Source organism: Pseudomonas sp. LBUM1655, assembly GCF_059716085.1.
On the sequence record NZ_CP166801.1, the window covers coordinates 1,762,464 to 1,788,163 of the forward strand.

Sequence of the window (25,700 nt, forward strand, 5' to 3'; positions counted from 1 at the left end):
CCATGGCCCAGAGTCGAGCCGCGCGTCTGGTGCCGGTGGTGGACATGGCCGAGAAGGCCGAAAAAGCCGCCGTGCAACGCCTCGGGTATTTCCAGGGGCAGGTCAAAGTGGCCGAAAGCAAACTCGCTGACTTGCACGCCTTTCGTCTGGATTATTCGCAGCAGTGGATCGTGCGCGGCAGCACCGGCGTCAGCGGGCAATGGCTGCTCGGCTTTCAGGGCTTTCTGGCGCAACTCGACACCGCCGTCGATCAGCAACGCCAAAGCCTGGTCTGGCACCAGAACAACCTGGACAAGGCGCGGGAGGCTTGGCAGCAAGCGTTCGCTCGTGTCGAGGGGTTGCGCAAACTGGTCCAGCGTTATCGCGACGAGGCTCAGCGCCTCGAAGACAAGCGCGAGCAGAAATTATTGGATGAGTTGTCTCAGCGTTTACCTCGACACGATCCGTTTTGATCTGGCTTCCAGCCTTGCCCCAACCCTGTCCAAGTGCTAAACCTTGTACACGTTCGCCAATGACAAGGAAGCCAGTCAATGTCAGTCGTTACAGAAGTCTCTTCGGGTGGGAAAAAACTGACTATCTCGGTCAAGGGCCGATTCGATTTCGCCAAGCATCAGGAGTTTCGGCAGTCCTACGAGGGTGTAAAGCCGAAACCCGAGTCTTTTGAAGTGAATTTGAAAGACGCCACTTACCTCGACAGTTCCGCGCTCGGCATGCTGTTGTTGTTGCGTGACCATGCGGGCGGCGAAAATGCCGAAATCACCTTGACCCACGCGAATGCCGACGTACGCAAGATACTTGCGATCTCGAACTTCGAACAAATCTTCGACGTGGCATAAACGCAATGCAGGCTGATGCCGAGCCGCTGACGATCCTGATCGCCGAAGACAGCGCCGCCGACCGGCTGCTGCTCTCAACCATTGTCCGTCGTCAGGGCCATGAAGTCCTGACGGCGGCCAATGGTGCCGAGGCCGTCGACGTCTTCCGCCGCCAGCAACCCCATCTTGTCCTGATGGACGCGATGATGCCGGTGATGGACGGCTTCGAAGCGGCCCAGCAGATCAAGTCGCTGGCAGGGGAAACGCTGGTGCCGATCATCTTCCTTACCTCGCTCACTGAAAGCGAGGCGCTGGCCCGTTGTCTTGAGGCCGGTGGCGACGACTTTCTGGCGAAGCCCTACAACCAAGTGATCCTTGCCGCCAAAATCAAGGCGATGGATCGCTTGCGCCGCTTGCAGGCGACTGTGCTGCAGCAGCGCGATCTGATCGCCAAACATCACGATTACCTGCTGAACGAACAACGCGTCGCCAAAGCCGTGTTCGACAAGGTCGCGCATTCCGGCTGTCTGAGCGCGCCGAATATCCGCTATCTGCAATCGCCCTATGCGCTGTTCAACGGTGATCTGCTGCTGGCGGCGTACACGCCGGCGGGGGACATGCATGTACTGCTCGGCGATTTCACCGGTCATGGCTTGCCGGCTGCGGTCGGGGCGATGCCGCTGGCCGAAGTGTTCTACGGCATGACGGCCAAGGGGTACGGTCTGGCCGAAACGCTGCGCGAGATGAACGCCAAGCTCAAGCGCATCTTGCCGGTGGACATGTTTTGCTGCGCAACCCTGTTGTGCCTGAGTTCCCAAAGACGTTCGGTCGAGGTGTGGAACGGCGGCATGCCTGACGGCTATCTGCATCGGATCGCCAGCGGTGAGCGCGTACCGTTGGCGGCGCGGCATCTGCCGTTGGGTGTGTTGAGTCCGCAGGCATTCGATGACTGTACCCAGGTCTACTCGATGGCCGTCGGTGATCGGGTCTTTCTGTTGTCCGACGGAGTGATCGACACCAGCAATGCCAGTGATCAATTGTTCGGCGTTGAACGCTTGCAGCGGGTGTTTGCCGCCAATCGCGAGCCGGATTGCCTGTTCGAGGACATCGAGCAGGCGCTGCGCAATTTTCGTGGCGAGGCGCGCGACGATGTGAGCATGGTCGAGGTGAGCCTGCTGGAGCCGACGCAGGTCAATCCGACAGTCCCGGTCTATTCCGACAGCGGCCAGTCGTGCCCGCTGGACTGGTCGGTGAGCTTTGAGTTTCGTGGTGCTACGCTCAAGCGTTTCAATCCGTTGCCGTACTTGTTGCAGTTGCTCCAGGAGGTGCATGGGTTGCGTGCGCAAAGCGGCGCGTTGTACAGCGTGCTCGCCGAGTTGTATTCCAATGCGCTGGAGCACGGCGTGTTGGGGCTCGACTCCAGCCTCAAGCGCGATGCTGTGGGATTCGCCCGCTACTATGAGCAGCGCAACACCCGTCTGGAGGCCTTGCAGGACGGCTATGTGCGCGTACATTTGCAGGTAAAGCCACAAGGCGAGGGCGGCTGTCTGGTCATTCGAGTCGACGACAGCGGCAAAGGCTTCGACGTGGCGCGGGTGATGGAGCGGCCACTGGACGGTGTCCGTTTGTCGGGGCGTGGGGTCAGTCTGGTTCGGCAATTGGGGCGTAACGCCAGTTGGTCGGACGAAGGTCGCAGTGCCCACGTAGAGTTTTTCTGGGAGGTTGAGGCATAATTCGCGCAATTCTTGATCAAGGAGTGAGCAAGTGACTGACGAACATGTAGATCGCGAAACGCTGAGCGCATTGCGCGACGTCATGGAGGATAGTTATCCGGAATTGCTGGATACCTTTCTGACGGATTCCAAAACGCGCTTGGGCGAACTTAAAAATACCGTCGATGCAAAGGCGTTGTCCGACGTTGCCCACAGTTTCAAAGGCAGCGCCAGCAACATGGGAGCCATTCGACTGGCTGAGTTGTGCCATGAACTCGAAGCCCAGGCCAGGCATAAAAGTCCGTCGGAAATTGCCCAGATGGTCGCCGACATCTGCGGCGAGTTTGAGCAGGTTCGTCCTGTCTACGAAGACGAGCAACAGCACTCTCACACCCACTGATTCGCGCCGTCCGGCGCTTTTCTCAGTCGCCGGGCAAAACTGGCCCGGCACTTGCAATTAACTTCGCCAACTGTACCTACGATCCCAGTGCAGCGGAGACCGTTTCATGCCTGCGACCCCTAACATTCTTCTTCAGACCGCCGCTCAGGCCAAGGCGCAAGCCGCCTCGACCAAAACGTCGGCAATGGCCGCAGACGCCGGGGACAAGGCCTCAAGCTTCGCTCAGGTGTTTGCCGATCAAGGGCCGGGCAAGTCTGCGGTGACGGCAGACAGTCCTTTGAAATCGGCGCGCGACAAGGTCGCCGACAACAGCGCCAAGAAAGATGTCGGCAAGGATCAACCGGCCAATACGCAGCCAGCAGTTGCCGATAGCGGCAATGCCTTGCCTGCCGACAAGCCGGCATCGACCGACGACAAGACCGCCACCAGCGACGATACCGCTGATACGGCAGAGACCCAGGTGGCCGATGCCGCTCCGGTCGACTCGACGCTGGAACCGGCGTTGGCAGAAGTCGTTCAGCCGGTGGTGACCACGCCGGTCGTGGCGGCCCCGGTTGTCGAAACGGCTGCCGAGCCAAAAACCGAAACTCCCGCGCTGGCCGTGTTGCCGAGTGTGACCAAGGAGCCTGCGGCCACGACCGACAGCGATTTCGATCCTTCGGCCGATCCCCTCGATGCTTTGCCTGCCGTGCGCATGGCCATGGAGCAGGGCGGCCACATTTCTGCCGCCAGTCAGGCTCAGCCCAAAGCTTCACCCGCCCAGACCCAGGCCGATGGCGAATTGACCTCGGCACAGAACTTCGCTGCTGGCATGGCGAGCATGCTCGACGTGCAGGCCGACAAGGACAGCACCAGTCAGGGTGGCGAGAAAGCTTTCAGCGGATTGATCGATGACGGTCTGAAAGACTTGAAATCCGCCACCAGTGACACCCGCGTTGATGACTTCGCCAACCGTCTGGCGGCGCTGACTCAAGCCGCGACGCCGAAGACCGCGAACGCTGTGCCGGTGAATCAGCCGATCGCCATGAATCAAAGCGGCTGGACAGAGGAAGTGGTCAACCGCGTCATGTATCTGTCGAGTACCAGTCTGAAAGCGGCTGACATTCAGTTGCAGCCGGCCGAGTTGGGGCGTCTGGATATTCGCGTGAACATGGTTCCGGACCAGCAGACTCAGGTGACGTTCATGAGCGCGCATCCAAGCGTGCGTGAAGCGCTCGACAGCCAGATGCATCGCCTGCGTGACATGTTCACCCAGCAAGGCATGGGTCAGGTTGACGTCAATGTCTCTGACCAGAACCGTGGCTGGCAGGGTCAGCAAGGGCAGGAGCAGGCGCAGCAGGGGCAGGGTGGACGCACCAGCGCTGCGGGTGGTCGACTGGATTCGGCGGATGAAGAGTTGGCGCCTGTCAGCGTGGCTGAAGCTGTCGCGCAGACCACCAGCGTGATCGGCACCAGCGCCGTCGACTATTACGCCTGATCAAACGCATAACCCTTGTGGGAGCGAGCCTGCTCGCGATAGCGGTGTAACGGTCGACATAAATGTTGAATGTTAAATCGTATTCGCGAGCAGGCTCGCTCCCACACTGTTTTGTGATGCTCTCCCAATGTGCTCCGACACTTCTGGCATAACACTTGCTCTTGCCTTGCCGTGCGACTGTGAAAACCCGAATAGTGACGGATTATTGGCATGGCGAAGAGCGAAACAGCAGCAGTAAAAGACCCCGCGACCAAAGGCAAACTCAAGCTGATCATCGTGATCGTGCTGGCGTTGCTGTTGGCCATTGGCGCATCCGTGGGGGCGACCTGGTTCTTCATGCACAGTGCCCAGAGCAAGCCTGCCGAGGCCGCCGATGCTGCGCCGGTCGGCAAGCAGCCGGCGATTTTCGAACCGATGGCACCGGCATTCGTCGCCAACTACAACCAGAACGGCCGTCAGCGCTACATGCAGGTGAGCATCACCATGCTGGCGCGTAACCAGGCTGATCTGGAAGCGCTCAAAGTGCACATGCCGGTGATCCGCAACAACCTGGTGATGCTCTTCTCCGGTCAGGATTTCGCCACTTTGGCGACACCGGTCGGGCAAGAGATGTTGCGCCAGAAGGCTACAGCGAGCGTGCAGGAAGTGGCGCAGAAAGAGCTGGGCAAAGTGGTGATCGAACAGTTGCTTTTCACTAATTTCGTACTGCAGTAGGAACACGACATGGCCGTGCAGGATCTGCTGTCCCAGGATGAAATCGACGCGCTGTTGCATGGCGTCGACGATGGTCTGGTACAGACCGATAACGCTGCCGAACCCGGCAGTGTCAAAAGCTACGACCTGACCAGCCAGGATCGCATCGTCCGTGGACGCATGCCGACTCTGGAAATGATCAACGAGCGTTTTGCCCGTTACACCCGCATCAGCATGTTCAACATGCTGCGCCGCTCGGCGGACGTTGCCGTCGGTGGCGTACAGGTAATGAAGTTCGGCGAATACGTACACTCGCTGTACGTGCCGACCAGTCTCAACCTGGTCAAGATCAAACCGTTGCGCGGCACCGCGCTGTTCATCCTCGACGCCAAACTGGTGTTCAAGCTGGTGGACAACTTTTTCGGCGGCGACGGCCGTCACGCCAAGATCGAAGGGCGTGAGTTCACCCCGACCGAACTTCGCGTAGTGCGCATGGTGCTGGAGCAGGCCTTCGTCGATTTGAAGGAAGCCTGGCAGGCGATCATGGAAGTCAATTTCGAGTACATCAACTCGGAAGTGAACCCGGCCATGGCCAACATCGTCGGCCCGAGCGAAGCCATTGTCGTGTCGACATTCCACATCGAACTCGACGGCGGTGGCGGCGATCTGCACGTGACCATGCCGTACTCGATGATCGAGCCGGTGCGCGAAATGCTCGACGCCGGTTTCCAGTCGGACCTCGACGATCAGGACGAGCGCTGGGTCAACGCCCTGCGTCAGGACGTGCTCGATGTCGACGTACCGATCGGCGCCACCGTGGCCCGCCGCCAGTTGAAACTGCGCGACATCCTGCACATGCAGCCGGGGGATGTGATCCCGGTCGAGATGCCGGAAGACATGATCATGCGCGCCAACGGCGTGCCGGCCTTCAAGGTCAAGATGGGCTCGCACAAAGGCAACCTCGCGTTGCAGGTGATCGAGCCGATCGAGCGTCGCTGAAGCGGCGCTCTTACCCCCACACATTTAGCTGAATTGTTGCCCGCCGAGGACAAATGATGAACGACGATATGAACGCCCAGGACGATCAGGCACTGGCCGATGAATGGGCTGCGGCCCTGGAAGAGACCGGTGACGGCCAGGCCGACATCGATGCGCTGCTGGCGGCCGACGCCGGTGCGTCGGGCTCCAACCGTCTGCCGATGGAAGAGTTCGGCAGCGTGCCGAAGAACAACGATCCGGTGACGCTGGACGGCCCGAACCTGGACGTGATCCTCGACATCCCGGTGTCCATCTCGATGGAAGTGGGCAGTACCGACATCAACATCCGCAACCTGCTGCAACTGAACCAGGGTTCGGTGATCGAGCTTGATCGCCTGGCCGGTGAGCCGCTGGACGTGCTGGTCAACGGCACGCTGATCGCTCACGGCGAAGTCGTAGTGGTCAACGAGAAGTTCGGCATCCGCCTGACCGACGTGATCAGCCCAAGCGAACGCATCAAGAAGCTGCGCTGAGTGAAAAGGTTTCTCTGGGTGCTGCTGGCGTTGCCTTTGGGCGCGCTGGCCGCCGAGCCGGTTGCCAGCGCCGCCGCGCCTGCCGCTACCGCGCCAATGGTCAGCAGCGGCGTGGCCGGGCAATTGACGCAGTTGGTGCTGGGCCTGCTGGTGGTGTTGGGCTTGATCTTCTTCCTCGCCTGGTTACTGCGCCGTGTGCAACAGGCAGGGCCGGCGGGCAAGGGGCAGGTAATCGAGCTGATCGGTTCCCGCGCGCTCGGTCCGCGTGACCGGTTGATGCTGGTTCAGGTCGGCAACGAGCAGATTCTGCTTGGCTTGAGCCCCGGCACCATCACCGCGCTGCATGTGCTGAAGGAACCGGTGCAAGTGCCGAGCACTACCGAGAAAGCGACCCCGGAATTTGCCCAGCATCTGCTGAAAATTCTCGGCAAGGATCAGAAGGATAAGAAGTAATGGGTGCGCTTCGCATCGTCTTGACGCTGGCCCTGTTGCTGGCTGCGCCGCTGGCATTCGCCGCCGATCCGTTGTCGATCCCGGCGATCACGCTGGGCACCAACGCCGATGGCGCGCAGGAGTATTCGGTCAGTCTGCAGATTCTGCTGATCATGACTGCGCTGAGTTTCATCCCGGCGTTCGTCATGCTGATGACCAGTTTTACCCGGATCATCATTGTCTTCTCGATCCTGCGTCAGGCCCTTGGCTTGCAGCAGACACCGTCGAACCAGATCCTCACCGGTATGGCGCTGTTTCTGACCCTGTTCATCATGGCGCCGGTGTTCGATCGGGTGAACAACGATGCCTTGCAGCCGTATCTGGCGGAAAAACTCACCGCTCAGCAAGCGGTGGAAAAGGCGCAGGTGCCGATCAAGGACTTCATGCTCGCCCAGACTCGCTCCAGCGATCTTGAGCTGTTCATGCGCCTGTCCAAGCGTACCGACATCGCCACGCCCGATCAGGCGCCGCTGACAATTCTGGTGCCGGCGTTTGTGACCTCTGAGCTCAAAACCGCGTTCCAGATCGGTTTCATGATCTTCATTCCGTTCCTGATCATCGACCTGGTCGTGGCCAGTGTGCTGATGGCCATGGGTATGATGATGCTCTCGCCGCTGATCATTTCCCTGCCGTTCAAGATCATGCTGTTCGTGCTGGTGGATGGCTGGGCCCTGATCATCGGTACGCTGGCCAGCAGTTTTGGAGGTGTCTCGCCATGACGCCGGAAGTCGCGGTCGACATCTTTCGCGAAGCGCTGTGGCTGACGACCATGATGGTTGCGGTGCTGGTGATTCCGAGTCTGCTGGTCGGTCTGCTGGTGGCGATGTTCCAAGCCGCGACGCAGATCAACGAACAGACCCTGAGCTTTCTCCCGCGTCTGCTGGTGATGCTGGTTACCCTGATCGTCGCCGGCCCGTGGCTGGTGCAGACCTTCATGGAATACATCATTCAGCTGTATCACAACATTCCGATGGTCATCGGCTAAGCCATGCAATCGCTGCTTCAGCTGACCGACACCCAGATCAGTACCTGGGTGGCGACGTTCATGTTGCCGATGTTTCGTGTGGGCTCGGTGCTGATGGTCATGCCGGTGTTCGGCACGACGCTGGTGCCCAAGCGTATCCGTCTGTATTTCGCGTTGGCGATCACTGTGGTGATTGCGCCCAATCTGCCTCCGATGCCACCGGTCAATGCGCTGGATCTGAGCGGGCTGCTGCTGATTGGCGAGCAGATCCTGATTGGCGCGGTGCTGGGGTTCTCCTTGCAGCTGTTCTTTCAGGCGTTCGTGGTGGCGGGGCAGATTGTCGCGATCCAGATGGGTATGGGCTTTGCCTCGATGGTCGACCCTACCAACGGTGTGTCGGTGGCGGTGATCGGACAGTTCTTCACCATGCTGGTGACCTTGCTGTTCTTGTCGATGAACGGCCATCTGGTGGTGTTCGAAGTCCTCACGGAAAGCTTCACGACGTTGCCCGTTGGCAGCGGCTTCATGACGACACACTATTGGGAGCTCGCCGGCAAACTCGGCTGGGTGCTCGGCGCAGCATTATTGCTGGTGCTGCCGGCGATCACGGCGTTGCTGGTGGTCAACATCGCCTTTGGTGTGATGACCCGCGCGGCGCCGCAGTTGAATATCTTCTCCATCGGTTTTCCGCTGACCCTGGTGCTCGGCCTCTTCATCGTCTGGGTCGGCCTGGCGGACATTCTCAATCAGTATCAACCGCTGGCCACCGAGGCCTTGCAGTTTTTACGCGAACTGGCACAGGCGCGCTGAGTCATGGCTGAGAGCGAAAGCGGTCAGGACAAAACAGAAGACCCCACGGAGAAGCGCAAAAAGGACTCCCGCGAAAAGGGTGAGGTCGCGCGCTCCAAAGAGCTCAACACCCTGGCCGTGATGCTGGCCGGTGCCGGTGCTTTGCTGGTGTTTGGCGGCATGCTGGCGCAGGACTTGATGGATCTGATGCGCATGAACTTCTCGCTGCCGCGCGAAGTGATCATGGATCAGCGCTCCATGGGCACTTTTCTGATGCATTCCGGCAAGCTCGCGCTGGTGGCGATTCAGCCGATCATGATTACCCTGTTGCTGGCCGCGCTGTTGGGTCCGATTGCCTTGGGCGGTTGGTTGTTTTCCGCCGGCACCATGGCGCCCAAATTCAGCCGGATGAACCCCGGCGCGGGCCTCAAGCGCATGTTTTCGATGAAAGCCATCGTCGAGTTGCTGAAGGCGTTGGCCAAGTTTTTCATCGTGCTGGCCGTGGCGCTGGTGGTGTTGTCTGCGGACGTCGACGACTTGTTGCGTATCGCCCATGAGCCGCTGGATCAGGCCATCATTCACAGCGTGTTGCTAGTGGGTTGGAGCACTTTGTGGATGGCCTGCGGGTTGATCCTGATCGCGGCGGTCGACGTCCCGGTGCAGATCTGGGAGAGCATGAAAAAGCTCAAAATGACCAAGCAGGAAGTGCGTGACGAGCACAAGGATCAAGAGGGGCGGCCGGAGGTCAAACAGCGCATCCGCCAGACTCAGCGCGAAATGTCCCAGCGACGGATGATGGCGGCGATTCCCGATGCCGACGTGATCATCACCAACCCGACCCACTACGCGGTGGCACTCAAATACGACGCCGAGAAGGGTGGTGCGCCATTGCTGCTGGCCAAAGGTAGCGATTTCCTGGCGTTGAAGATTCGCGAAATCGCCGTGGCCAACAACGTCATGCTCCTCGAGTCGCCAGCGCTGGCGCGTTCGATCTACTACTCCACCGAACTCGATGAGGAAATCCCCGGTGGGCTGTACTTGGCGGTTGCCCAGGTCTTGGCCTACGTCTATCAGATCCGCCAACATCGCGCCGGCAAGGGCAAACGCCCGGATCCGCTCAAGGACGACCTGCCGATTCCGCCGGATCTGCGCCGCGACTCCTGATGCCGTTTGTCTGAAAACGGTGCATACCTGTCAACTCTGACAGGTGCGTTCGTTTTGTCTTTGCAGTTTTATGCAGGTTATACCGCGCACTTGGCGCGAGTACTCGGCACGCGCAAGGGAGCAAGACAATGAAAGGTACATTCAGTAGCTATGACCCAAAAACCGGCAAGGGCATCATTACGCCTAAGCGCTCCGGGACTTCTTTTGCGGCCGCTACAGGCTTCTTTTTGTCGGACGCAGGTTACGAGTTCCACATTCCAAAGACCGATTCAAATCGGGACAAGATCAAAGTGGGCGATCCTGTGGAATTCGACGAGCCGAAAACGGCGCGAGGAAAAGCCACAAATCTGCGTCTGGGCCCGGATCGCCCTCTGAAGTAGTCTGCGGCTGATTTCTAACGCCTTCCGTCTGTCTGAAAGGCCAGCATACCTGTTAGTTCTGACAGTAGACGTCGAACTCCTGTAGCGCTCCCATGTGTTTGGGAATAATCCCACAGCGCAGAGGTTGCACTCATGACACAGCGAATCTACAAAAAGCTTGAAGGAATGACACTGGAATATGTGTCAGGGCGGCTCGAACAGCGTCCCGAGGAGCGGGCCATTCGTTACACGGTGTCCTTCGATATGGATCTGGACTTCACCCACTTCGTGCAAATGGCCAATGTTTATATTCCGCGTTACCTGGATAGTCCGGTCAACGCGATTAGGCCTGAGCTGGACGGCCTGGCTTATCACTATTCCTACAACTACCTGTTTTCCTCGGCGGGCAATATTCGCGATAACGAGGCGTTGTTCAAACTGTTCACCTCGCCAGACAACTACATGGATGATTGGGCCGCCAGTAATGATCTGGAGGTGCGCTATGGCAAGCCAGTGTTTGGCCTTGTCGAGCGCAAACTGCGAATCACCGCGCACCAGGATTTCCGGGTACTGGACGACTCACGTCAGATTGAAATCGAGGACTTGCCGGTCATTCGTTTTCAATGGGCTCTCAATCTTCTGGAAGGCCATGCTGAGGAGCCGGGGGTGACGGCGCCAATAACCAAGGTCGTGCTCATGTACGCACATGAGGATTTGGTTGAGGTTGAAGGTCTGCAGATGTTCAGGGGGACGCGATACATCAATAGCCGGCAACTCAGCTTCGGTAATATTGCTCCCAGTCAGATTCTGACGGCGCAGTAACAAGCGCTTGAAGCAAAAGATCGCAGTCTTCGCCAGCGCCTACAGTTGAAATGAACACCTGCAGGTGCTGGCGAAGGCTGCGATCTTTTGATCTTGCTTTTTAAAAACTCAAAGTCAAAAAAGATCATCGCCTTCGGCAGCTACAGTGTCGTTACCCGCGCTTGCTCCCGTTGTACTTCCCCGAGCGGGTTTATTGGCAGTTCGCGGACTTGACTCAAGTATCTACTCGGCAGGCAACCGCTGATTGGCCCTGGATAGTATGTGCAAAGGAATCTGCTCCGTCCTCCATGCGTATTACCCAAAAATGGTTCGTCTGTGGGTGGCCTTCATTGGTCCATGTGTTATTGGGGAGCCAGTTTGCAGCAGCAACAATGCCTCCTGGTTGCCCTTTGTAGGTGTTGTATACAGCACGCAATTCAGCTCGATTGTTGGGCAGACCTCCCCCGGCGTTTATACAGGCTCGCTCTGCGTCGGGCTCAGTCATGAAATTACCAAGCCTGATGAACATCTTTAACCCTGTCGTGGTGAGTGTATAAGTGGCTTCATTGTTTTGATGATCTGTGACTTTCAGTGTTGTGGTCCCTCGCCCAGAGACGCGTACCTTGCCTGTGTTTGCGTCTATCAATGCGACGTTGGTGTTGCTGGAGCTGAAACGGTAGGGCTCGATTCCGCCGGTCGGCGTTCGCGTATAGGCAGCTTCGCCTACAGGGTTCAGCGGTGGAATACCCCGTACAACGCTATAGTTCGGGAGACTCAGCGTGAGTGCGGTTCCAAAGTTCAACTTGGCCAATACCTCGAACATTCGGGGGGCGGAGACCGCGCCAGATCCATAGATAGCTTCGGCGGTAATGCGGTGTGTTTCGACCTTCGGGTCACTGAGCTTCAAGGTCCAGATCCCGGTGTCTGGATTAGCCTCTGCCCGGTCTTTAAGCGTGATTCCGTCGTAAACATTGACCGCCTGACCTTTACTGGCCGTGCCTGTCACGATGACCGCCGTTTCCAGTGTCTTACCGTCAGGGGGAATCTCGTCTCCACTCGGCGAGCCGGTGATCATTGTGATCTCAGGCTTCACATCCTCAACGGCCTTGACGGTATAAATGCGTTTCTTGAAGATTAGCGCCAGACCAACGTCCTGACTTCCGCCAAGTCCGGCTTTGAACTCCAGTGTCAGTTCGCTACCGTCTTTCAGATTCTGCAAGGTGGCGAGGGGGATTGAGCGCTCCCAATAGCCTTGGCTGATCCAGGTAGTGTTGGTTTGCGAGCCCGGTGGTTGCCAAAACGTTTCGTCGTAGTTGTTGCCATCCTTTTTGGTGCCTGTCAGGCGCAGCCAGACGTACTGAGCCAGCGCAATCAGTGGCCAACGGTTCACTCGCACGGTTGCGGCAGTGGTCAGCTTGCTGACGTCGAACTCGGGGCCGGCACCATTGTTGGCCGCCTGGGTGATTAACGGTATGCCCATGGCGGGGTTTTCATCGGCAATCGGCAGCACACTCAGATCCAGCGGATCCGACGGTGTGCTATTGCCGGTCACGGTGTAGGCCACCGTCACCGTTTTACCAAGGTTGAACGCCACGACTGCGTTGTCCAGAGGGATGTTCAGATCCCCTTGCGTGCTCACATTGATGGGGCCGACGGTCTGGCTGCCCGAACCGGCGGTGCCGCTCCAGGTCACGGTGACCTGCGTGCCGATCATGTTGGGGTAGGCTGGAATCACGGCCGTCAGGGCGTCCTTGGCAGCGAGCGGCTCGAGGCTTGTATCGTTGGGGGCTTGCTTGATTTTTGGCTTCAACAATTTAATCGGGGCCGCATCCGTCACCGTGGCCTTCGCGGGTTTTGAGTTACCCACCAGATCACCGTTGGGGCGGCGCAGTTCGTAGGTCACTGTCACGCTACTGCCAGCGAAGACCTTGTCGTTGGTCATTTCAAGGAACAAGGTTTTCTTGGAACCGAAAGGATCCGCTTCAACTTTGCCGGGGACAGTCACTACCACGTCGGCGGGTTGGCCTGTATTTTTCGCGGTGTAGGTGGCAAGGACATCGTCTCCGGCCACAAAACGGTTGTCCGCCGTTATCACAACCATCAGTAACGGATTACCGGCGAGTTTTTCCAGATCGATGATGCTCGCATCATCACCCGGAAAATCTTCCAGCCGTTCCAGCAGAATCGGCATCGGCAGCAGGACACCATCCAGATCCTCATCCACGGTCTGCGCCGGCGACCACGGTGCATCGGTGTCCGGGCCGTTACCGAGCTGGTCGATGACGGTGTAGGAAAAATTCAGTTTGTGATCCAGCCGTTTCGCCTTGTCCAGGTAAGCGCGATCCACGGTGAAGCAGATGGTGATCGGCACTTCGGAGCCATGATCCGGTGGTTGCGGCGCCTGATTCGGATTGACATCGGCCGTCATCAGTTCGCCGTTGCATTTGAGGCTGATGCGGTCGTAAGCCCGGCAGTAGGGGTACGCCACACACACCTCTGCGCTGACGAAGTCCGGGGCGACGCCGTTCTTGATGGCGTCGGGCAGCAGCAATTTGAGTTCGGAGTGACCACCGGGATCGGTCAAGCGATCTTTGAGGCCAGGACGGATGCGGTTGTACAGCAATGTCAGCGCCGGCGTCGAAGTCCCCTTGTTCAGACTGCCGCGGGTGATGGTGTAAACGAGTTCATTGACAAGGTCTGTCAGCAGCAGGCCTATGGGCAGATACAACGTTTGAATGTTGTTCTCTCCGCCATCCGGGATGGTTTTTGTGGCCTCGGTGCTGGCGCCGTTCAGCACGAGTCGGATGACATCGCCGGCATCAACCGTACCCGACGCCGGCGGATCGACTGCGATTGTCAGGCCCATGGGTTTGAGGTCATAGACATGTTTGGGCACACCATAAATGGCGCCGACTACCGGGGTAGTGGCTTCAATTACTCGGGGTGGGCGGAGCACAAGAATGGTGTTGTCTGGTGGGGTTGAGGTGGTCATGGGCGAAGCTCCTGCGCAGAGGGAACGGGCAGGAGCTATCAGAGCGCTAAACGATGAATTAGACACCTGTCAGATCTGACAGGTGGCGACGAGTGGTCGTCAGTGCGAAGTAAATGTGGGTTGTCTCTGATAGATCTCAAACAGCTGAAACCAAATAAACCGCCGTCCCGATTGAACGGGGCGGCGGTTTTTTTGATCGTTCCCACGCAGAGCGTGGGAACGATCTTCAGGCCTGGGGGCAGCGGGCTAGTTCGGCAACTCCAGATTATCCAGCACCCGATTCACCGCCAGTTCCCCGAGCATGATCAGTTGCGCAATGCCCAACAGCGTCCTGCGCTGCGAGGCGGGTATGAGATGGGCAAAGTCATTGGCGATGGTTCTTGCTGAGGCGAGTGTGTCGCAAGCGTTGGCCAAGAGTTCCTCGTTTTTGAAGTCTGCGGTAACGGCGTACATCGCACGGGTTTTACGTGGCGGCGGCGTGGAGCCGGGCGGGCAGAGGTAGTGATCGAGCGCGCGGTCGGCGGCTTCGTGGAGCTTTTTCGAATCGAGGGATTCGTAGGGCGAGGTGGGATCGGTTTCGGGCGGGTTGGGTGTTGGTTTGATCATGGTGAAGCTCCTGAGGTTATGGAGCCACTCTTCCCCTGTCGCTAAACAAGTGAAGGTGGCAGCTGTACGCAGGTTAGCGAACCGGTCACAGGCACCCCGGTAGACCCAAAGGTCTCCCGCGTACAGCCGCCATAACGTAATTGCGGGCGAAGAGTCCCACAACGAAGCCACGAACGCTGATGCACTGAGTTGGTCCGAGTCGCTAAACCCGATCGCTGATTCGTCAGCGACCGGACCACGATAGAGACCCGGCACAAAGCGCACAAGCCGGCGGATTCTGGCGTAGCTGTAGGCAATGGCGCAAGGATGTGTAGCCTTGGAGGCGTGTCAGAAGGTGTCTTTTAAACACCTGAGTTTAAAAGGCAAAAGAGTGGGCGACTGTCTGGATGACAACGTGATCGATCCCTGAAAGATTCTATGAGTGATATTTGAACTCTCCTTGAAAAATCCCAGCGATTTGTCGATTTCGTCGGATTTGTGGCGCGATTTCTGAGGTTTACCTTTGGTCTGAAAGCGCGTCTTACCTGTCAGGTTTTACAGGTGTGGGAAGCGTGCCTTTGCGATTTGATTGCTGCGTGGTGTCGCACATTTAGTGCGCATCCTTTTTTGCGATGGCAAAGGAGAAGGGAAATGGCAGATGAAATGGAAGGTGAAGAGCTGAAGGGTGCATTCGTAAGCTATGACGAAAACACTGGCAGGGGCACTATTTATCCGGGAACGTACGATGAATACCTCGACATAAAAAGCAAACGTACAAAGTATTTCCCCGGACCGGATCTTCCGCGTGACCCTGACGACAGATGTTTTTACTTCCAGGTCCCTGAAGAGCTCAAACACAAACAGAGCTTCAAAATCGGTAAGCCGGTCGAATATGATCGTGTGAGTACAGAGACGAAGGAAGTCACACGCCTCCGTTTTTAGTTTGATCGTTCCCACGCTCCGCGTGGGAATGCAGCCCGGGACGCTCAGCGTCCCCTCCAAAGCCGAACGCGGAGCGTCCGTTCAGGCATTCCCACGCAGAGCGTGGGAATGATCTTCAGGCCTGGGGGCAGCGGGCTAGTTCGGCAACTCCAGATTATCCAGCACCCGATTCACCGCCAGTTCCCCGAGCATGATCAGTTGCGCAATGCCCAGCAGCGTCCTGCGTTGCGAGGCGGGTATGAGATGGGCGAAGTCATTGGCGATGGTTCTTGCTGAGGCGAGTGTTTCGCAAGCGTTGGCCAGTAGTTCCTCGTTTTTGAAGTCTGCGGTAACGGCGTACATCGCACGGGTTTTACGTGGCGGCGGCGTGGAGCCGGGCGGGCAGAGATAGTGATCGAGCGCGCGGTCGGCGGCTTCGTGGAGCTTTTTCGAATCGAGGGATTCGTAGGGCGAGGTGGGATCGGTTTCGGGCGGGTTGGGTGTTGGTTTGATCATGGTGAAGCTCCTACAGGTGAGGCCACCAAAACCCGTCGCTAAACAGGAAAAGGTGGCGGCTGGACGCAGGTTAGCGAACCGGGTGTAGGCGCCCGGCAGACCCGAAGGTCTCCCGCGCACAGCCGCCATGACATCAATTGCAGGCAGAGTGTCTGCAATGGAGTTTGGAGCGCTGGTGCGCCTACACAGATTCGGGTCGCTAAACCCGATCGCTGATTCGTCAGCGACCGGTCCACGATAGAGCCCGCCTCCAAAGCGCACAAGCCGGCGGATTCTGGCGTAGCTGTAGGCAATGGCGCAAGGATGTGTAGCCTTGGAGGCGTGTCTGAAGGTGTCCTTTAAACGCCTGAGTTTAAGACGCAATTTTCGCTGACTTCACTGGCCCCTTCGCGAGCAGGCTCGCTCCCACATTTGGAATGCATTCCAATCCCGCATTTTGGTTTGTATTTCATTCCATATTTGGAATGCGGTTCCCTGTGGGAGCGAGCCTGCTCGCGAAAGGGCCAGCCCAATCAGCAAAAAATTCCCCGCCAACCCGCTCTATTTCATTCCCCGGCAAAAGTTGGAAGGCTTCTTGCAATAGCCGCCGTGAGCCCGCTCTGGGCGTCAAAAGTTTGCTTTAAAGGAACGGGGAAAACCGGTGGATCGCTCTCAGTTATTCAACACTGCTCGCACTAATGTTGCCGACCTCAGTCGAGGCAATCTGGGCGTGCCGTTGTTGCTGCTGGTCATGTTGGCAATGATGATGTTGCCGATCCCGCCGTTCCTGCTGGACGTGTTTTTTACCTTCAACATTGCTCTGTCGATCGTCGTCCTGCTGGTCTGCGTTTACGCGCTGCGGCCGCTGGATTTTGCGGTGTTCCCGACCATTCTGCTGGTCGCGACATTGCTGAGGCTGGCGTTGAACGTGGCGTCGACGCGGGTGGTGATGCTCCACGGGCAGGACGGCCACGCCGCCGCCGGTAAGGTGATCCAGGCCTTTGGTGAAGTGGTGATCGGCGGTAACTACGTGGTCGGTATCGTGGTCTTCGCGATCCTGATGATCATCAACTTCGTTGTGGTGACCAAGGGTGCCGGGCGGATTTCCGAGGTGAGCGCACGTTTCACCCTCGATGCAATGCCTGGCAAACAAATGGCCATCGACGCCGACCTCAACGCCGGCCTGATCGACCAGAACCAAGCCAAGTCGCGCCGTCAGGAAGTCGCCCAAGAGGCTGAGTTCTACGGTTCGATGGACGGTGCCAGCAAATTCGTTCGCGGTGACGCCATCGCCGGTTTGCTGATTCTGTTCATCAACCTCATCGGCGGCATGGCTGTCGGTATCTTCCAGCACAACATGACCTTCGCCGACGCCGGCAAGGTTTACGCCTTGCTGACCATTGGTGACGGTTTGGTGGCGCAATTGCCATCACTGTTGTTATCAACAGCGGCAGCGATCATGGTGACCCGTGCTTCCGGTTCGGAAGACATGGGCAAACAGATCAACCGTCAGATGTTCGCCTCGCCGAAAGCGCTGGCGGTGGCTGCTGGTTTGATGGCGGTCATGGGCCTGGTGCCGGGCATGCCGCACTTCTCGTTCCTGAGCATGGCTGCACTGGCCGCCGGTGGCGCGTATCTGTTCTGGAAGAAACAAAACGTCGTCAAGGTGCAGGCGCTGCAAGAGGTCAAGCGTCAGCAGGAACTGCTGCCGTCGCCGGCCCGCGCCATGGAAACCAAGGAGCTTGGCTGGGACGATGTGACCCCGATCGACATGATCGGCCTGGAAGTCGGTTATCGCCTGATTCCGCTGGTGGACCGCAATCAGGGCGGACAATTGCTGGCGCGGATCAAAGGCGTGCGCAAGAAGCTCTCGCAGGATCTGGGCTTCCTGATGCCCACTGTGCACATTCGTGACAACCTCGATCTGGCGCCGAGCGCCTATCGCCTGACCCTGATGGGCGTGATCCTTGCTGAAGCCGAGATCTACCCGGATCGCGAACTGGCGATCAACCCGGGCCAGGTCTACGGCACGCTCAACGGCATCAACGCCAAAGATCCGGCTTTCGGTCTGGAAGCGGTGTGGATCGAAATCAGCCAACGGGCGCAGGCGCAATCCCTTGGTTACACCGTGGTTGATGCGAGCACTGTGGTCGCGACCCACTTGAACCAGATTTTGTACAAGCATTCCAGTGAGCTGATCGGCCACGAGGAAGTGCAGCAACTCATGCAATTGCTGGCCAAAAGCTCGCCGAAACTGGCCGAAGAGCTGGTGCCGGGTGTGGTCTCGCTGTCGCAGTTGCTCAAAGTGTTGCAGGCGCTGCTGGCCGAACACGTGCCGGTACGCGATATCCGCAGCATTGCCGAAGCTATCGCTAACAACGCCGCGAAGAGTCAAGATACCGCCGCGCTGGTGGCCGCCGTGCGCGTCGGCGTATCCCGCGCCATCGTCCAAAGCATTGTAGGCACTGAGTCCGAGCTGCCTGTGATCACGTTGGAGCCAAGGTTGGAACAAATATTGCTCAATAGTCTGCAGAAGGCAGGACAAGGCTCGGAAGAGGGCGTTCTGCTGGAGCCAAGCATGGCCGAGAAGCTGCAACGGTCGCTCATCGAAGCGGCGCAGCGTCAGGAAATGCAAGGTCAGCCGGTGATCCTGTTGGTAGCAGGCCCGATTCGCGCGATGCTTTCGCGCTTCGGTCGCCTCGCAGTTCCGGGGCTGCACGTGCTGGCCTACCAGGAAATCCCGGACAACAAGCAAGTGACGATCGTTGCGACAGTAGGGCCCAACGGCTGAGGTAGTGGTTTATGCAAGTTAAGCGTTTTTTCGCCGCCGATATGCGTCAGGCCATGAAGCTGGTTCGTGATGAGCTGGGCGCTGATGCCGCCATCATTGGCAACCGCCGCATTGCCGGCGGCGTCGAGCTGACGGCGGCGCTGGATTACAAACTGTCGGCGCTGGCGCCACGGGTTCCGAACATGGAGCTCGAGGATGAATTGCGCAAGACCCAGTCGCGTATCGTCACTGCACAAGCCGAACTGAGCCTGCGTGGCGAAGCCGACGGCAATAGCAATCGCCAGATCTTTGCCGGGCTGCCGTTGACCGCTGGCCTGCCGCTGACTGCCGCCGAACCGTTGAGCGAGCCGACTTACGCTGCGCCAGCGCGTTCAGCTCCGGCACCTGCGCAATCGTCTGGCGGTGTTGATCCGCGTGCACTGGATTCGATGCGTTTTGAATTGAACAGCCTGCGCGAGCTGATGGAAGTCCAGCTCGGCACCCTGGCCTGGAATCAGCTGCAAGGCAGCCGTCCGGCGCAAGCCAACCTGTATCGCCGTCTGCAACGGATCGGTCTGTCCGGCCCGCTTTCGCGCGACTTGCTGGCGATGATCACTGATATCGAAGAACCTCGTCAGGCCTGGCGCATGTTGCTGGCGCACCTGGCGCGGATGATTGCCGTACCGGAAGTCGAGCCGCTGGAAGAGGGCGGTGTGATTGCGATGGTCGGCCCTGCCGGCATGGGCAAGACCACCACGCTGGCCAAGCTTGCTGCGCGCTATGTGCTCAAATACGGCGCGCAGAACGTCGCGCTGGTGAGCATGGACAGTTTCCGCATCGGTGCTCAGGAACAACTGAAGACCCTGGGCCGGATTCTCAACGTGCCGGTAACCCACGTCGATCCGGGCCAGTCGCTGGTCCAGGCGCTGGATCCGCTGCTGCGCAAACGCGTGGTGCTGATCGATACTGCCGGCCTGCAAGCCAGCGATCCGGCACTGCGCATGCAGCTCGAAAGCCTGGCCGGTCGTGGCATTCGTTCAAAAAATTATCTGGTCTTGGCAACCACCAGCCAGAAACAGGTTCTAACCGCCGCTTATCACAGTTACAAGCGTTGCGGGCTCGCCGGGTGCATCCTGACTAAACTGGATGAAACGGCCAGCCTTGGCGAAGTGTTGAGCCTGGCGATCAGTCATGAATTGCCGGTCGCGTACCTGACCGATGGCCCACGGATTCCGGATGATTTGCATCTGCCGCGCCGTCATCAACTGGTCAGCCGCGCCGTCAGCGTGCAAATGCAGGAAGAACCCAGCGAAGAAGCCATGGCTGACATGTTCGCTGATATCTATCACAGCCCGACCAAGCAGGTAGGCTGAGGTATTCATGAACAGTTTTTGTACCTACATCGATGGTCTGCCACGCATTGTTCCGGTTGTGAACGCGCAGCCAGTAATGTGGCCTCCGTCTATGCAAGACAAGGTAAAGAAATAACATGGGCAGCATGCATCCCGTACAGGTGATCGCGGTGACCGGCGGCAAAGGTGGCGTCGGCAAGACTAACGTGTCAGTGAACTTGTCTCTGGCGCTGGCAGAGCTTGGCCGTCGGGTCATGCTGCTGGACGCCGATCTGGGGCTGGCGAACGTCGACGTTCTGCTGGGCCTGACGCCCAAACGCACGCTGGCCGACGTGATCGAAGGCCGCTGCGAGCTGCGCGACGTTTTGTTGCAAGGCCCGGGCGGGATCCGCATCGTGCCCGCTGCGTCCGGCACTCAGAGCATGGTTCACCTCAGCCCGGCGCAACATGCCGGTCTGATTCAGGCCTTCAGTGACATCGGCGACAATCTCGACGTTTTGGTGATCGACACCGCTGCGGGTATTGGTGACTCGGTAGTCAGTTTTGTTCGCGCCGCGCAAGAAGTGTTGCTGGTGGTCTGCGACGAGCCGACCTCGATCACTGACGCTTACGCCCTGATCAAGTTGCTCAATCGCGATTACGGCATGAACCGCTTCCGCGTCCTGGCCAACATGGCCCAGAGCCCGCAAGAAGGTCGCAACCTGTTCGCCAAATTGACCAAGGTCACGGATCGTTTTCTTGACGTGGCCCTACAATACGTCGGCGCCGTGCCTTACGACGAAAGCGTGCGCAAGGCGGTGCAGAAGCAGCGTGCGGTCTATGAAGCCTTTCCGCGCTCCAAGTGCGCGCTGGCGTTCAAGGCGATCGCCCAGAAGGTCGACACCTGGCCGCTGCCTGCCAACCCGCGCGGCCACCTTGAGTTTTTCGTCGAACGCCTCGTGCAGCAAACGGCAGGGCCTGTGCTATGACCGCCAGCGGTATGAATTACTACAAGAAGTCGGCACGTGACGCGCAGTACGAATTGATCGAGCGTTACGCGCCACTGGTAAAACGCATTGCCTATCACCTGCTGGCGCGATTGCCGGCGAGTGTGCAGGTCGAGGATCTGATCCAGGCCGGGATGATCGGTCTGCTCGAAGTCTCGACCAAATATGACGCCAGCAAAGGCGCCAGTTTCGAAACGTACGCGGGCATTCGAATCCGCGGCGCGATGCTCGACGAAGTGCGCAAAGGGGACTGGGCGCCACGCTCGGTTCACCGCAACACCCGTATGGTCAGTGACGCGATTCGTGCAATTGAAGCTAAAACCGGCCGTGATGCTAAAGATCACGAGGTTGCGGCCGAACTCCAATTGAGTCTCGACGATTACTACGGGATTTTGAATGACACCCTGGGCAGCCGCTTGTTCAGTTTCGACGACCTGTTGCAGGACGGCGAACACGAAGGGCTGCACGAGGATGGCGCCAGTGCTCATCTTGAGCCGTCACGCGATCTGGAAGATGAACGCTTCCAGGCAGCGCTGGCGGACGCGATTGCCAATTTGCCGGAGCGTGAGCGACTGGTGTTGGCGCTGTACTACGACGAAGAGCTGAACCTCAAGGAGATCGGTGAAGTCCTTGGCGTCAGTGAATCGCGGGTCAGCCAGTTACACAGCCAGTGCGCGGCCCGTTTGCGGGGGCGTTTGGGGGAGTGGCGAGCGCGCTGAAGGCAGTGTGGGGACACTGCGAACGAGGCTGGTGCGGTGATAAACGGCACCGGTCTTGCTCTGTTGTGCTCCAGACAGTCTTCGAGTGCTGCGCCGATTGATTGAAGTGGCGCGTCCAGGTGCTGGGCGCGTTTAAGACTGCTTGGAGGTCGAATTGAACAAAGACATGAAAATCCTCATCGTTGATGACTTCTCAACGATGCGGCGGATCATCAAGAACCTGCTGCGGGATCTTGGGTTCACCAACACCGTAGAGGCCGACGATGGCGTCACCGCCATTCCGGTACTCAACAGCGGCAGCATCGACTTTCTGGTAACGGACTGGAACATGCCGGGCATGACCGGTATCGATCTGCTGCGTCACGTGCGTGCCGATGAAAAACTCAAGCACCTGCCAGTGCTGATGGTGACCGCTGAAGCCAAGCGCGAGCAAATCATCGAGGCCGCTCAGGCCGGTGTGAACGGCTACGTGGTCAAACCTTTCACGGCTCAGGCGTTGAAAGACAAAATCGAGAAGATTTTCGAACGCATCGGCTGATGACGCGCGGGGGAGCTATGGAGCATAACGAATCTTCACAGGGCGATTTTGAATCGACCCTGAAAAAACACGCGGTCGAACTGGTCGAGAGCCTTGAAAAAGGCAGGTTCGGCGACGCTGTGCAACTGATCCATGAGCTCAATCAGACCCGTGACCGCGGCCTGTATCAGGAAGTGGGCAAGCTCACACGCGAACTGCACAGTGCGATCGTCAACTTCCAGATCGATCCGCACATGCCGCAGGCCGAGGAAGTGTCGCAAATCACCGACGCCACCGAACGCCTGGGCTATGTGGTCAAGCTGACAGAAGCCGCGGCCAACCGCACCATGGATCTGGTGGAAAGCGCCACGCCGGTGGTCAATGGTCTGGCTGAAGAAGCCCAGGCCTTGAGCACCGATTGGGGTCGTTTCATGCGTCGTGAAGTCGGGGCTGAAGAGTTCCGCGAACTGGCGCGCCGGGTCGACGGTTTTCTGTCGCGCAGCAGCACGGACAACCGTGCGGTGTCGAGCAATCTGAACGACATCCTGCTGGCTCAGGATTATCAGGACCTTACCGGTCAAGTGATCAAGCGTGTGACCCAACTGGTCACCGAAGTCGAAAGCAATTTGCTCAAACTCGTCCTCATGGCCAGTCAGGTGGACCGCTTTGCGGGCATCGAACATGACCGTGCGGCGATGCTTGCAGAAAAAGATCCACAAAAACATCTCTCGCAGGGTGAAGGTCCGCAGATTCATGCCGATAAACGAGAAGACGTTGTGTCCGGTCAGGACGATGTGGACGATTTGTTATCCAGCCTTGGATTCTAGAGTTTTTGAATTTTAGGTTTTTTGGGTTTTTAGACCTGTAGGAGCACCCCATTAATGAGCTTCGGCGCCGATGAAGAGATCCTTCAGGATTTCCTGGTTGAGGCCGGCGAGATTCTTGAGCAACTGTCCGAACAACTGGTCGAGCTGGAAAGCCGTCCGGATGACGCAGATCTGCTCAACGCAATTTTTCGCGGTTTTCACACTGTAAAAGGGGGCGCCGGCTTCCTTCAGCTCAACGAGCTGGTGGAGTGCTGTCACATCGCCGAAAACGTGTTCGACATCCTGCGCAAGGGTGAGCGTCGCGTTGATGCAGAACTGATGGACGTTGTCCTCGAAGCACTGGACGCGGTGAACAGCATGTTCAGCGAAGTCCGTGAACGTGCCCCGATCACCGCTGCGACTCCGCAACTGCTGGCTGCACTGGCACGTCTGGCCGAGCCGCAAACGGCGGATGAAGCCCCGGCTTCGCCAGTGGCCGAGATGATCGAGGAACTGGTCGTCGAGGGCGATTCTGGCGACATCACCGATAACGAATTTGAACAGTTGCTGGACTCGCTGAACGCCGTCAAGGCCGAAGCCGAGGCCCCGGCCGCTGCTGCACCTGCGCAAACTGCCGATGCGGCAGCCAGCGATGAAATCACCGATGCCGAGTTCGAGTCGTTGCTCGATCAACTGCACGGCAAAGGTCAGTTTGCAGCCGACGCGGTCACGCCAGCAGCGGCCAAACCTGCGGCACCTGCGGCGGGCGACAGTTCGGACATCACCGACGACGAATTCGAAGCACTGCTCGATCAGTTGCACGGCAAAGGCAACTTCGCCGTTGAAGCGCTGGAGTCGGCAATTGCTTCGGCACCTGCTGCGCCTGCCGCTCCGGTGGCTGCCGCTGCCGGCAGTGATCTGATCAGCGATCACGAGTTCGAATCGCTGCTCGACGAATTGCACGGCAAAGGCAAGTTCACTGAAGTTGGCGCCGCTGCTGCAGGCTCCGCTTCGACAGTCGCCACGCCTGCCGCGAAGGCACCGGTCGCTGCTGCGCCGAAACCTGCCGCCAAGCCTGAGCCAAAAGCTGAAGCGCCAAAACCCGCTGCCGCTGCTGCACCGGCTCCGGCCCGTGCTCCGGCTGCACCGCCACCGGAAAAACCGGCGAGCGAAGCCGAGACCACCGTGCGGGTCGACACTGCACGTCTCGACGAAATCATGAACATGGTCGGCGAGTTGGTGCTGGTGCGTAACCGTCTGGTGCGCCTGGGTCTGAACAGCGGCGACGAAGCCATGCAAAAGGCCGTGTCGAACCTCGACGTGGTCACGGCTGACTTGCAGACCGCGGTGATGAAGACGCGGATGCAGCCGATCAAGAAAGTCTTCGGGCGCTTCCCGCGTCTGGTTCGCGACCTGGCGCGTCAGCTCAAGAAAGAGATCAACCTGGAACTGGTCGGCGAAGAAACCGACCTCGACAAAAACCTTGTCGAGGCTCTGGCCGACCCGCTGGTCCACTTGGTGCGCAACGCCGTCGACCACGGTATCGAGTCGCCGGAAGAACGTGAAGCATCGGGCAAGGCCCGTGGTGGTCGCGTGGTACTGGCAGCCGAGCAGGAAGGCGACCACATCCTGCTGTCGATCTCCGATGACGGCAAAGGCATGGACCCGAACGTCCTGCGTGCGATCGCGGTAAAACGCGGCGTGATGGACAAGGACGCGGCCGATCGCCTGAGCGACACCGAGTGCTACAACCTGATTTTCGCTCCGGGCTTCTCGACCAAGACCGAGATCTCCGACGTGTCCGGCCGCGGTGTCGGCATGGACGTGGTGAAGACCAAGATTTCCCAGCTCAACGGTTCGATCAACATCTACTCGACCAAGGGCCAGGGCTCGAAGATCGTCATCAAGGTGCCGCTGACCTTGGCGATCATGCCAACCCTGATGGTGATGCTCGGCAATCAGGCGTTCGCGTTCCCGCTGGTCAACGTCAACGAAATCTTCCACCTCGATCTGTCGACCACCAACGTCGTGGACGGTCAGGAAGTGGTGATCGTGCGGGACAAGGCATTGCCATTGTTCTACCTCAAGCGCTGGCTGGTCAGCTCCGCCGCTCACGAAGAGCAGCGCGAGGGCCATGTGGTGATCCTTTCGGTGGGCACGCAGCGGATCGGCTTCGTCGTCGATCAACTGGTTGGCCAGGAAGAAGTGGTCATCAAGCCATTGGGCAAAATGCTGCAAGGGACTCCGGGCATGTCCGGCGCCACCATCACCGGTGACGGCCGCATTGCACTGATTCTCGATGTTCCGAGCATGCTCAAGCGTTACGCCGCACGGCGTATTTGAATCCGGGGCGGCGGGGCGACGACGCCCCGCTGCACCT

26 protein-coding genes are annotated in these 25,700 nt (G+C 58.6%); 23 read left to right on the plus strand and 3 right to left on the minus strand.

The features are described 5' to 3' along the window. The first annotated feature begins 2 nt into the window (after window positions 1-2). The 15 genes from fliJ (at window position 3) to ACA074_RS07950 (ending at window position 11,198) form a co-directional block, all read left to right on the plus strand. Window positions 3-452, plus strand: a complete 450-nt coding sequence (gene fliJ, locus ACA074_RS07880; RefSeq protein ID WP_305442054.1) for a flagellar export protein FliJ — start codon at window positions 3-5, stop codon at window positions 450-452. Window positions 453-530: 78 nt separating this feature from the next. Then, window positions 531-836 (plus strand): STAS domain-containing protein, encoded by a 306-nt coding sequence (locus ACA074_RS07885; RefSeq protein WP_489878513.1) that lies wholly within the window; start codon window positions 531-533, stop codon window positions 834-836. A 5-nt stretch (window positions 837-841) separates the two neighbouring features. After that, window positions 842-2,548, plus strand: coding sequence for an ATP-binding SpoIIE family protein phosphatase (locus ACA074_RS07890; protein WP_489878514.1), 1,707 nt, complete (start codon window positions 842-844; stop codon window positions 2,546-2,548). A gap of 31 nt (window positions 2,549-2,579) precedes the next feature. Further along, entirely contained in the window at window positions 2,580-2,927 is a 348-nt protein-coding gene (locus ACA074_RS07895; protein WP_489878515.1) for an Hpt domain-containing protein, read from the plus strand. A gap of 106 nt (window positions 2,928-3,033) precedes the next feature. After that, window positions 3,034-4,404: a flagellar hook-length control protein FliK gene (locus tag ACA074_RS07900; protein WP_497678738.1), complete on the plus strand. Its 1,371-nt coding sequence runs from the start codon at window positions 3,034-3,036 to the stop codon at window positions 4,402-4,404. A gap of 210 nt (window positions 4,405-4,614) precedes the next feature. Beyond that, entirely contained in the window at window positions 4,615-5,118 is a 504-nt protein-coding gene (gene fliL / locus ACA074_RS07905; protein WP_007920033.1) for a flagellar basal body-associated protein FliL, read from the plus strand. A 9-nt stretch (window positions 5,119-5,127) separates the two neighbouring features. Next, complete coding sequence (gene fliM / locus ACA074_RS07910) at window positions 5,128-6,096, plus strand: flagellar motor switch protein FliM (RefSeq protein WP_003222890.1); 969 nt, start codon at window positions 5,128-5,130, stop codon at window positions 6,094-6,096. Between the two features lie 56 nt (window positions 6,097-6,152). Continuing rightward, a complete protein-coding gene (fliN, locus tag ACA074_RS07915; protein ID WP_123533702.1) occupies window positions 6,153-6,608 on the plus strand; it encodes a flagellar motor switch protein FliN in 456 nt (151 codons plus the stop codon). Continuing rightward, window positions 6,609-7,061, plus strand: a complete 453-nt coding sequence (gene fliO, locus ACA074_RS07920; RefSeq protein WP_497678739.1) for a flagellar biosynthetic protein FliO — start codon at window positions 6,609-6,611, stop codon at window positions 7,059-7,061. After that, window positions 7,061-7,819, plus strand: a complete 759-nt coding sequence (gene fliP, locus ACA074_RS07925) for a flagellar type III secretion system pore protein FliP (protein WP_123465773.1) — start codon at window positions 7,061-7,063, stop codon at window positions 7,817-7,819. Before fliO ends, fliP begins: the two co-directional genes overlap by 1 nt. Next, window positions 7,816-8,085, plus strand: coding sequence for a flagellar biosynthesis protein FliQ (gene fliQ, locus ACA074_RS07930; protein WP_008077662.1), 270 nt, complete (start codon window positions 7,816-7,818; stop codon window positions 8,083-8,085). The genes fliP and fliQ overlap by 4 nt, the downstream gene beginning before the upstream one ends. Window positions 8,086-8,088: 3 nt before the next feature. Continuing rightward, on the plus strand, window positions 8,089-8,874 hold the full coding sequence (gene fliR / locus ACA074_RS07935) for a flagellar biosynthetic protein FliR (RefSeq protein WP_497678740.1): 786 nt from the start codon (window positions 8,089-8,091) through the stop codon (window positions 8,872-8,874). 3 nt (window positions 8,875-8,877) lie between these two features. Further along, window positions 8,878-10,017, plus strand: a complete 1,140-nt coding sequence (gene flhB / locus ACA074_RS07940; RefSeq protein ID WP_305442064.1) for a flagellar biosynthesis protein FlhB — start codon at window positions 8,878-8,880, stop codon at window positions 10,015-10,017. 128 nt (window positions 10,018-10,145) lie between these two features. Further along, window positions 10,146-10,397 carry a hypothetical protein gene (locus ACA074_RS07945; RefSeq protein WP_489878521.1) on the plus strand — a complete coding sequence of 84 codons (252 nt, stop codon included), beginning with the start codon at window positions 10,146-10,148 and terminating at the stop codon, window positions 10,395-10,397. Between the two features lie 132 nt (window positions 10,398-10,529). Next, complete coding sequence (locus tag ACA074_RS07950) at window positions 10,530-11,198, plus strand: hypothetical protein (protein WP_489878522.1); 669 nt, start codon at window positions 10,530-10,532, stop codon at window positions 11,196-11,198. A gap of 214 nt (window positions 11,199-11,412) precedes the next feature. Here ACA074_RS07950 and ACA074_RS07955 read toward each other — a convergent pair whose 3' ends face one another. Continuing rightward, window positions 11,413-14,169: an immunoglobulin-like domain-containing protein gene (locus ACA074_RS07955; RefSeq protein ID WP_497678741.1), complete on the minus strand. Its 2,757-nt coding sequence runs from the start codon at window positions 14,167-14,169 to the stop codon at window positions 11,413-11,415. Window positions 14,170-14,415: 246 nt separating this feature from the next. Continuing rightward, window positions 14,416-14,775 (minus strand): DUF6124 family protein, encoded by a 360-nt coding sequence (locus tag ACA074_RS07960; protein ID WP_497678742.1) that lies wholly within the window; start codon window positions 14,773-14,775, stop codon window positions 14,416-14,418. A 630-nt stretch (window positions 14,776-15,405) separates the two neighbouring features. Here ACA074_RS07960 and ACA074_RS07965 point away from each other — a divergent pair. Further along, entirely contained in the window at window positions 15,406-15,696 is a 291-nt protein-coding gene (locus ACA074_RS07965; protein WP_497678743.1) for a hypothetical protein, read from the plus strand. A 135-nt stretch (window positions 15,697-15,831) separates the two neighbouring features. On the opposite strand, the gene ACA074_RS07970 is transcribed toward ACA074_RS07965, so the two are convergent. Then, complete coding sequence (locus tag ACA074_RS07970; RefSeq protein WP_401271978.1) at window positions 15,832-16,191, minus strand: DUF6124 family protein; 360 nt, start codon at window positions 16,189-16,191, stop codon at window positions 15,832-15,834. Between the two features lie 640 nt (window positions 16,192-16,831). Between ACA074_RS07970 and flhA the strand changes: the two genes are divergently transcribed. From flhA to ACA074_RS08005, 7 genes are all read left to right on the plus strand, one after another. After that, on the plus strand, window positions 16,832-18,961 hold the full coding sequence (gene flhA / locus ACA074_RS07975) for a flagellar biosynthesis protein FlhA (protein ID WP_187677392.1): 2,130 nt from the start codon (window positions 16,832-16,834) through the stop codon (window positions 18,959-18,961). A gap of 11 nt (window positions 18,962-18,972) precedes the next feature. Then, window positions 18,973-20,313 carry a flagellar biosynthesis GTPase FlhF gene (gene flhF / locus ACA074_RS07980; protein WP_497617078.1) on the plus strand — a complete coding sequence of 447 codons (1,341 nt, stop codon included), beginning with the start codon at window positions 18,973-18,975 and terminating at the stop codon, window positions 20,311-20,313. A 116-nt stretch (window positions 20,314-20,429) separates the two neighbouring features. Next, complete coding sequence (gene fleN / locus ACA074_RS07985) at window positions 20,430-21,260, plus strand: flagellar synthesis regulator FleN (protein ID WP_003222917.1); 831 nt, start codon at window positions 20,430-20,432, stop codon at window positions 21,258-21,260. After that, complete coding sequence (gene fliA, locus ACA074_RS07990) at window positions 21,257-21,997, plus strand: RNA polymerase sigma factor FliA (RefSeq protein WP_003222919.1); 741 nt, start codon at window positions 21,257-21,259, stop codon at window positions 21,995-21,997. The genes fleN and fliA overlap by 4 nt, the downstream gene beginning before the upstream one ends. 166 nt (window positions 21,998-22,163) lie before the next feature. Then, window positions 22,164-22,535, plus strand: a complete 372-nt coding sequence (locus ACA074_RS07995) for a chemotaxis response regulator CheY (protein WP_161986607.1) — start codon at window positions 22,164-22,166, stop codon at window positions 22,533-22,535. 17 nt (window positions 22,536-22,552) lie between these two features. Further along, window positions 22,553-23,341, plus strand: coding sequence for a protein phosphatase CheZ (locus ACA074_RS08000; RefSeq protein WP_027613919.1), 789 nt, complete (start codon window positions 22,553-22,555; stop codon window positions 23,339-23,341). Window positions 23,342-23,395: 54 nt separating this feature from the next. After that, complete coding sequence (locus ACA074_RS08005; RefSeq protein ID WP_187677393.1) at window positions 23,396-25,663, plus strand: chemotaxis protein CheA; 2,268 nt, start codon at window positions 23,396-23,398, stop codon at window positions 25,661-25,663. Window positions 25,664-25,700 lie beyond the last annotated feature (37 nt).